Origin of the sequence: Chitinophaga sp. RAB17 (assembly GCF_052114225.1) — a bacterium.
Lineage (GTDB): Bacteria > Bacteroidota > Bacteroidia > Chitinophagales > Chitinophagaceae > Chitinophaga.
The window spans coordinates 697,885-708,347 of record NZ_JBFREI010000006.1; the positions used below are offsets into that span (position 1 = coordinate 697,885).

The window sequence follows — 10,463 nt, forward strand, 5'->3', positions numbered from 1 at the left end:
GCTATCGCGTAGAACCTGGTGAGATCAGCCAGGTGTTAAGTGCTTGCCCGCTTGTTAAACAGGCAGTGGTGATAGCACGTCCGGATAACAGTGGTACCAACCGTCTTACCGGCTATGTGATCCCACAGGAAGAATATGATCAGGATGGTATCATCGCTTACCTGCGTGGACTGTTACCTGACTATATGGTACCAGCTGCGCTGGTACAACTGGATCATTTCCCGCTCATGGCCAATGGTAAAATAGATCGGAGGGCATTGCCTGATCCTGATGTAACCATCACCAGGGAAACCGGAGGACTGCCACAAACAGCGATAGAAAAAACGCTGGCCGCTATCTGGTCGCTATTGCTGGAAGTGGAACAGCCGGGTGTTCATGATGATTTCTTTGCGTTGGGAGGTCATTCCCTGCTGGCGATACGGGTCATCTCCGCTATCAGGAAACAACTGGGTGTAGAGGTAGCCATCGGTGATATATTCGAATATCCGACTATCGCTTTGCTGGGTGCCAGGTTACAGGGGCAACAGGATACGAGCCGTGTGCCGCTGCTTGTTGCTGCGGAACGGCCTGACCATATCCCGCTGTCCTATAGCCAGGAAAGGTTATGGTTCATTGACCAGCTGGAAGGCACATTGCAATATCATATTCCTGTAGTACTCCACTTAAAAGGAAACCTGCGTAGCGATGCCCTTGAGCATGCCCTGCAAACAATAGTAAACCGCCATGAAGCCCTGCGTACCGTTATCCGGGAAACAGAAGGTCAGCCTTATCAGCAGGTACTGGATAAAAACGGATGGCAGCTGGAAGTAGTAGATGATGTGGCATGGAAAACAGCACATGTTTCGTTACAAACCTATATAAGACAACTGATCATTACCCCATATGATCTGGCAACAGATCATATGCTGCGGGCACAGCTGATCAGCACAGGGGATCAAACATATATCCTCGTGGTAACACTGCACCATATTGCCTCTGATGGCTGGTCTTCCGCCATCCTGGTAAATGAACTGATGGCATTGTATGATGCTTTCGTATCGGGGAAGGAAGCGGTATTACCTGCGCTGTCTGTCCAGTATGCAGACTATGCCATCTGGCAGCGTGCTTATCTTTCCGGGGATGTACTGGAGAAGAAACTGGGCTACTGGAAGGACAAACTAACGGGAGTGGCTACACTGGAATTGCCGGTAGATCATACACGCCCGGTCATTCAAAGCACCCGCGGTGCATCGGCACAGTTCAGCATCGATCCGGCGCTTTCTGCGCAACTGCATGCCCTGTCGCAGCAGGAAGGTGCTACACTGTTTATGACATTACTGGCTGCCTTTAAGGTGCTGCTGTTCCGCTACACTCACCAGCCTGATATCTGCGTGGGTACACCGGTGGCCGGCAGAACACAACAGGAAGCAGAAGGGCTGATCGGGTTCTTTGTAAATACCCTCGCCTTAAGGAGCGACCTGGGCAACAACCCATCTTTTACCGCTTTCCTGCAACAGGTAAAACAAACCATGTTAGGTGCGTATGAAAACCAGGATGTTCCCTTTGAAAAAGTAGTGGAAACGGTGGTGAGGGACCGCGATATGAGTCGCAGTCCATTGTTCCAGGTAGTATTTGGATTCCAGAATGCACCGGAAGCCGGTGAACTGCACCTGGCTGATATAACGGTAACGCCTGAACTTTCCGGTCAGGGTACTACGAAATTTGATCTCACTTTCATGTTGCAGGAAAGTCCGGAAGGTATCCAGGCAGACGTGGAATATTGTGTTGACCTTTTCAACCATGATACGATTGAACGCATGCTCACACACTTTGAGCAATTGCTTCGCGCAGTGGTGCAAACACCTGCAGCGCAAATAGGCGCCCTGTCTATATTGCCGTCTGCTGAGGAAGAAAAACTGCTGGTGCATTTCAATGATAGTCTCACCGGTTACCCGCGTGATAAAAATATCATAGACCTCTTTACCCGTCAGGCCGTGCAAACACCGGATGCTATTGCGGTGGTGTTTGAAGGCACTTCGCTTACCTACCGGGAGCTGGATGAACGTTCATCGCAGCTGGCCCATTACCTCGTCAGCAAAGGCGTAGCTGCAGAAACATTTGTACCGGTTTGTATAGAAAGGTCACTGGAAATGATCATCGCCATCCTCGGTATCCTGAAGGCGGGTGGGGTGTATGTGCCTATGGACCCGGATTACCCGGCAGAACGTATCGATTACATGCTGAAAGATACCGATGCTACTATTGTTGTGAGCAGCAATGCCAGCGCAGACTGTTTTACCGCAGCGCTGGATATTATCCGCCTGGATGGTGATGCCGCTATCATCAGCGGTTATCCGTCTGAAGCACCTGGCGTTACAGTCCGTCCGGAGCAACTGGCTTATGTGATCTACACATCCGGATCTACCGGCAAACCGAAAGGGGTGATGATAGAGCACCGGAATGTGGTGCGGTTGTTTGAAACAGATATACCGCTGTACGATTTTAATGCAGCAGATGTATGGACTATGTTTCATTCTTTCTGTTTCGACTTCTCCGTATGGGAAATGTATGGTGCATTGTTCTACGGCGGCCGTGTGGTGATAGTACCCAGACATATTGCGCAGGATGCCGCCGCATTCGGGGAACTGGTGATCAAACAGGGGGTAACTATACTGAACCAGACACCATCCGCATTCTATGTGCTACAGGATTATCTGACAGCGAATGCTGCTACGGTGCCGGTAAGATACGTCATCTTCGGGGGCGAAGCACTGAACCCTGCACGGGTGAAGCCGTGGCTGCAACAATATCCCGGCAGCAGGCTTATCAATATGTATGGCATTACCGAAACCACGGTGCATGTTACCTACCAGGAACTGGAACTCGCAGCAATAACCAGTAGCAGTGTAATCGGAAAAGCTATCCCGACACTGAGCCTGTATGTGCTTGATCCTTACCAGCAGCCGGCTCCCATCGGTATTACCGGAGAGCTGTATGTAGGAGGAGATGGTTTGGCCAGAGGTTATTTAAACCGTCCTGAACTCACGGCTGCGCGTTTTGTGCAGGATCCATTCAGCAAAAATGCAGGCGACCGCCTGTACAGAACGGGTGATCTTGGCAGGTGGCTGCCGGATGGCACCATCGAATACCTGGGGCGCATAGATGACCAGGTGAAGATCCGTGGTTTCCGTATAGAATTGGGTGAGATAGAAAGTGTATTGCAGGAATCAGGGCTGGTAAGTCAGGCGGTAGTGCTGGCGAAAGGAGAGGATGGAGACCGCAAAAGGCTGATTGGTTATGTAGTGCCACAAGGTGAGTTTAACAAAGAAGGAATCAATGCATGGCTTCACGCCAAACTACCGGATTATATGGTACCCGCATTGCTGGTCCCCCTTGAAAAAATGCCACTTACATCCAATGGAAAAACAGACCGTAAGGCATTGCCTGATCCGGATGCAGGCGCCTTGTTCGCCAATACCTATGTGGCGCCAAGAAATGATATGGAGCAGGCGCTCGCGGACATCTGGAAAGAATTGCTTGGAGTAGAACGTGTAGGCATTCACGATAACTTCTTTGAACTGGGAGGACATTCTCTCATGGCTATCCGCCTCATGGCTGCATTGCGTAACCAACAAGGAGTGAATGTTCCTGTAAGCAAACTGTTTGAGTGCAAGGATATAGCGCAGTTAAGTGCCTATATCGCTTCCACAGCTGCCGGTACAGAACTGGAAACCAATGGGGAATATGAGGTCTTTGAGCTGTAAACCCCGGCATTGTTTCAGTTCCGAAATATCATCTTTCAAACAAGCGTATATGATAGATACTAATTTTGAAAAAGCATTTGAAGTAGTTGATAAGGCCAGGAAGCAAGGGATCATATTGTTCCTGGAAAATGAAAAGATCAAATTCAAGGTTCCCCGTTCTGAAACTATCAGCAGCGACCTGTTGGCGGAAATAAAGACCTACCGGGAGCAGATCCGCGTTATGCTGGTAAACAATGAACTGTATGCGCAGCGTAACAACACAGGGGAAAAGATCACCTCCAACAGGCCCGATGGGATTACCAGTATACCCTTGTCGTATAGCCAGGAACGCCTGTGGTTTATAGACCGCATGGGCAGCAGTATTAACTATCATATCTCTGCTGCATTAAAATTGGAAGGTTCACTGGATAAGGTAGCGCTGGAATATGCCCTGCGCACTATTGTGAACCGTCATGAAATATTACGCACCGTTATAGTGGAAGAAGACGGTAAGGCTTCTCAGTATGTAATGGACAAAGACCTTTGGCGACTGGATGTAGTTAGTTGTCCTGACAATGAACCAATATCGCCTGCATTCATAAAATCACTGATAGACCTTCCTTTTGATCTTGCACATGATCATATGCTGCGGGCGCACCTGGTGGTGAAGGGGCCGAAAGAGCACCTGTTGGTGGTGGTGATGCACCACATTGCCTCTGATGGCTGGTCCGTTGGTATCACGGTGAAGGAACTGGCAGAACTGTACGCTGCCTATGCGGAAGGGCGTACACCTGATCTGCCGGAATTGGATATTCAGTATGCTGATTATGCTATCTGGCAGCGTAAATATATATCCGGTGATATATCAGATAAACAGCTGGCATACTGGAAAGAAAAAATGCAAGGGGTAGCTACACTGCAGTTACCACTTGATTTCGTACGTCCGGCTGTACCAAGTACACATGGCGCCAGCTATAACATCGCCATCAGCAGGGAACTTACTGCAGCGTTGAAAGTGTTATCCCTTCAGCAGGATGTTACACTGTATATGACATTGCTGGCAGCCTTCAATGTACTGTTGTATCACTATAGCGGACAGGAAGATATTTGTGTTGGCAGCCCTACCGCTGGCAGGACCATGCAGGAAGTGGAAACACTTATCGGATTTTTTGTGAATACCCTTGCCCTGCGAAATAATCTCTCAGGCAACCCATCCTTTACGGCTTTGTTGCAGAACGTAAAGCAAACTATGATGGGTGCATATGATCACCAGGATCTACCCTTTGAAAAAGTGGTGGAGACAGTGGTGAAGGAGCGTGATATCAGCCGTAGTCCATTGTTCCAGGTAGCATTTTCCCTGCAGAATATGCCAGATGCACCAGAGCTGCGGCTGGGCGACCTGCAGATGGTACAGGTAGATACCAGTGATACCACTTCTAAATTTGACCTTACCTTTTTCCTGCAGGAAAGTAGTGACGGTATCACCGGTAAGATTGAATATAGTGTAGACCTGTTTGGAGAGCCCACTATTGCAAGGATGGCCCGGCACTTCGAGCAGCTGTTGCGCGCAATAGTAGCTGCTCCGGAAATAAAGATAGGATTCATATCTATATTGAGTGATACGGAAAAGCACCAGTTGCTCAATGACTTTAATGATACTGCTGTAGATTACCCGTCAGACAAATCCATTACAGAACTCTTTGCCTTGCAGGTGGCACATACACCAGCTGCTACGGCTGTTACATTTGGTGACGGGCAGTTAACCTATGCTGAACTGGATGTACTGGCGGGACAGCTGGCAGTACACCTGCAACAACAGGGTGTAACCAGTGGCACGCTGGTACCGGTTTGTATGAACCGGTCGCTTGATATGATGGTAGGTATCCTGGCCATTCTGAAAGCAGGTGGCGCTTATGTGCCGGTCGATCCCGGATATCCGCGCGAACGTATTGCCTATATGCTGGAGGATATCAACTGCTCACTGGCATTAACCACTACTGCTTACAAAGCTTTATTTGAGGACGCAGCACCGCATGCCGCACTCATTTACATGGACCAGTTGCCGGAACTGCCCGCAGGCAGCCTGCAGGTAACCACCCATGCAGAGAGCCTGGCATATGTTATTTACACCTCCGGGTCTACCGGCAAACCTAAAGGGGTGGTAGTTACTCATCGTAACGTGACCAGCCTGGTAAAAGGCACCAACTATATCACCCTCACACCGGCAGACCGAATTCTTTCTGCCGGCTCGCTGGCATTTGACGCGGTTACATTTGAATATTGGGGAATGCTGCTCAATGGCGGCACTCTTATCCTCAGCGCGGAAAACAGCCTGCTGGATCCGGCGCTGCTGAAGAAGGAGCTGCATGGCAGACAGGTAACAAAATTATTTATCACCACCAGCTGGTTTAATCAGCTGGTAGATACAGATATTACCGTTTTTGAAAAGCTGTCGGCCATCCTTACCGGTGGCGAAAAGCTGTCGGAAAAACATCTGGAAAGGTTCAGGCAAACCTATCCGGATATTGACATCAGTAACATCTACGGACCAACGGAGAATACTACTTTTTCTCTCAGTTACCTGATCAGCAAACATGGACTGACAGCTAATACGCCTATCGGTACACCATTAAACAACCGCACGGCTTATGCACTCAGTGCAACCCGCAGCCTGGTACCCGTGGGAGTGGCCGGAGAGCTGTATGTAGGCGGCGCCGGTGTGGCACAGGGTTATCTTAATCAGCCTGTCCTTACAGCAGAAAGATTTATCCCTCATCCTTTCAGTAATATTCCCGGTGATCGCCTGTATAAAACCGGCGATATTGTACGTTGGACACCGGATGGGTTTATTGAATACCTGGGTCGCGTAGACGAACAGGTGAAGATCCGTGGCTTCCGTGTAGAGCTGGGGGAAATTGAAAGTACCTTATTACAAAGCGAACTCGTAGCCAATGCCGTAGTGGTGGCATTGTCGGATAATACCGGCCAGCATAGCCACAAACGACTGGTAGCCTATATTATACCCAATGGCGTCTTTAACCGGGAAGGCATTATCATTTTCCTGAAACAGAAACTGCCGGAATATATGATACCGGCTGTACTGGTAGAGATGGATAAGTTTCCGGTGACCACCAATGGAAAGATCGATAAAAAGATATTGCCCGATCCGGGAACAGCTAACCGGGAAGATGCCGTATATGCTGCCCCGCGCAGCGCTACGGAAGAGGGCCTGGCAGGCATCTGGCAGGAACTCCTAGGTATATCACGGATAAGCATATACGATAATTTCTTTGAACTGGGTGGGGATTCTATCATTACGATACAGGTGGTAAGCCGCGCCAAACGTGCCGGCTTTGATCTGCAACCCAGAGACCTTTTCCTGCACCAGACCATTGCATCGCTCGCCGCATTGCTGTCTTCCCGCACTACTACGGCAGCAACAGGTGAACAGGGAATCCTGACCGGTAGCAGTGGCCTGCTGCCTATTCAGCAATGGTATTTTGAAACAGGTGCTTCCGGCAACGCTCATTTTAACCAGAGTGTGCTGATGTCGGTGAGTAAACAAACAGATAACATGGTGCTGGCAGCAGCCGTAAAGCAATTGTCTGTTTACCATGACGCATTACGTTTTGCCTATGAGGTTACTGCTAACGGTATCATGCAGGTATACGGTACCCATGAAGTTGAACTGGAAACAGTAGACCTGCAGCACCTGGATGCTACAGATCTGGCTACGTTCCTGCCAGCACAGGCAGATCAATATCACCGGCAGATGGATATCCGGAACGGTGTATTATTTCGCCCGGTATTGTTGCTTACCCCGGCTACGGAAACGCATAACCGTTTATTGCTGGTAATACATCACCTGGCTGTAGATGGTGTTTCCTGGCGTATCCTGCTGCAGGATCTTGAACTGCTTCTGAAGAACAGCCAGTCCGGCAAATCTGCAACGGCTATACTGGGACCTAAAACTACTTCCTATCGCCAGTGGTATGAAGGGCTTGTTGCCTACAGCCACCGTAACAGGTTGCAGTACCAGCAATCATACTGGGAACAAATAGTACAGCATTATACACCGCTGCCTGCCTCCAAATCATACAATGGCATTGTTACAGTAGCAGACACCGGTTACGTAGTGGTAACACTCGACAGCCAGCGTACGCAACGGCTGCTTCGCGATGTACCGCGTGTATATCATACCGAAATCAATGATGTATTGTTATGCGCGCTGGCAGCTACACTGTCTGCATGGACCGGTAGACCGGATGTGCTGATAGGACTTGAAGGACATGGCCGGGAGGATATCATCCCCGGCACAGATACCAGCCGTTCAGTAGGCTGGTTCACCAGTATGTACCCGGTGCTGCTGCAGGTAGCTGCAGGAAAACAACCTGGTGCGCTGCTGAAAGATGTGAAGGAGCAGTTGCGTCGTGTACCCGATAAGGGAATTGGTTTTGGCGTATTGAAATATATCAGTAAAATACCTGCGTTGCAGGGAGGAGATGCATGGGATATTATTTTCAACTACCTCGGACAAACGGATCATGTAGTGCGGGAAAGCGGTGACCTGTCTGTAGCGCCGGAAGCATCCGGTGCCGGCCTGGGTGATGATTTTCCGGTAAGGGAAAAAATATCCGTGAACAGTATCATCCAGGATGGTGAGCTGGTATTGAAATGGGGGTATAGTACCCTGCATTTTGATGCTGCAGACATCAGCACATTGGCAGATAATTATCTCATACAGTTGGAAAGCCTGATATCCCATTGTATGGAACAGGCTACCTTGCCAGCTGTTTATACACCAGCTGATTATAACCTGGGTGCAGAAATAACCAATGAAGAATTGGATGCCTTCCTGGACAGTGATTATAAAGGAGCATCCCTGCGCAGCCAGATCAGTGGCCTGTACCGGCTGACCGGTCTGCAGGAGGGCATGCTGTTCCATAGCTTGTTTGACACACAGGGTGGTACTTATGTGGAGCAGTTTAGCTGTGAGCTTTCAGGTGTGCAGGAAGACCTTTTCCGCCGTAGCTGGGATCACCTGCTGCAACTGCATACTATTCTGCGCAGCGGTTTTTATCACGAAACTTTCAGTATCCCTGTCCAGTGCGTGTACCAGACTGTACAAATGCCGTTGACAGTGTACGACTACCGCGCAATGGATGAAAGTACGCAGGCACAGGCTATAAAGGACTTTGAAAAAACAGACGGTCATCATGGCTTTGACCTGAAAGTGGCGCCGTTGATGCGTATCAGCCTGCTGCACCTGAAAGGTGATACGTACAGGATGGTGTGGACTTTCCATCATATCCTGTTTGATGGATGGTCATTGCCGGTAATGGTGGAAGCATTGCTGGATACCTATGAAAAACTGGTGACTGGAAAACCCGTTGCTGTTGCCGGAGAAGACCGCTATGAAGATTATATCCGCTACCAGGAAAGGATGGATAAAGAGCTGGAAGAACAATACTGGCGTCGTTATCTGGCCGGTCTGGCGGAGGGCAGCCTGTTGCCGTTTATTGGTACTACCGATAAACTCACAAAGGGCGGCGGTAATTTCAGGGAAACCACTTTCCGGCTGGACAGTGTAGTAACAGAAAACCTGACACGTTTTGCTCAGCAAAACCATATAACACAGAACACCTTAATGCAGGGCGTGTGGGCGTACCTGTTATATCGTTATTCAGGTCACCGCGATGTGGTATATGGCACCACTGTTTCCGGACGCCCGGAAGACCTTCCCGGTGTGGAAAAAAGAGTGGGCCTTTACATAAATACCTTACCGTTGTATACGGTCATCGATCCTGCGCAGGAAATCACCGTCTGGCTGCAGTCGCTTCAGAACGGACAGCAGCAGAGCCGTGAACATCAGTACGTAGGACTGAATGAAATACAACGCTGGACAAATATCTCAGGAGAGCTGTTCGACAGTACGATCACTTTCCAGAACTACCCGGTAAGTGAAGTAGTGAATGCACAAACCTGGCAGCTGCAGGTGAGCGAAGTGGAAACACATCCGCATACCAATTATCCGTTGACCATCATCATCGGTATTTCTGATGATACCCGGCTGATCTTTACCTACAATAACGACCTGTTGTCTGATTATTTTATAGAGATGATAGCCCGACATTTTCAGCAGGTAATAACACAGCTAATCTCCAACCAGGCTGTTTATATCCGCGATATTGAACCCCTTGGCGTTATAGAACAACAACAGTTGGAAAATCGTACAGCCGTTGATGTTACCGGTCATTATTTCCTGGAGATGTTTGAACGGCAGGCGAAGGAAAATCCAAGTGTTGTGGCACTTGTTTTTGAAGAAGAAAAACTTTCCTATAGAGCGCTTAATAAACGGGCATCCCAGCTGGCAGGCTACCTGCAGGAGAGGGGCGTTAGCACCGGCTCCCTGGTGCCACTTTGCATGGAACGCGGCCCCGATATGATCATTGGTATGCTGGGTATCCTGAAAGCTGGCGGCGCTTATGTGCCTATTGAACCAGACTTCCCGGCAGAACGTATAAAGTATATGCTGGAAGATACGGCTGCAGCAGTTGTTGTTAGTAGCAGCAGTTGCCGCGATCTGCTCCCTGCAACAGGTTTAATGGTTGTATCACTGGATGATGACCGTGATGAGATCAACCGCAGCACAGCAGCGGCTTCCTTGCCGGTAACACCTGGGCAGCTGTTGTATGTGATCTATACCTCAGGCAGTACCGGTACACCTAAAGGTGTGATGGT

At 49.3% G+C, this 10,463-nt stretch carries 2 protein-coding genes (1 of these 2 running past the window's edge); both read left to right on the plus strand.

The window, feature by feature from the left end; translation table 11 throughout:
* Positions 1 to 3,743 carry the 3' end of a non-ribosomal peptide synthase/polyketide synthase gene (locus AB4Z08_RS22245; protein ID WP_441575984.1) on the plus strand. It extends 24,679 nt beyond the left edge of the window, so only the last 3,743 of its 28,422 coding nucleotides appear in the window; its start codon lies beyond the left edge, outside the window; its stop codon occupies positions 3,741 to 3,743.
* A gap of 49 nt (positions 3,744 to 3,792) precedes the next feature.
* Positions 3,793 to 10,463: amino acid adenylation domain-containing protein (locus AB4Z08_RS22250; protein WP_441575985.1), on the plus strand; the 6,671-nt coding region annotated here is incomplete at its 3' end.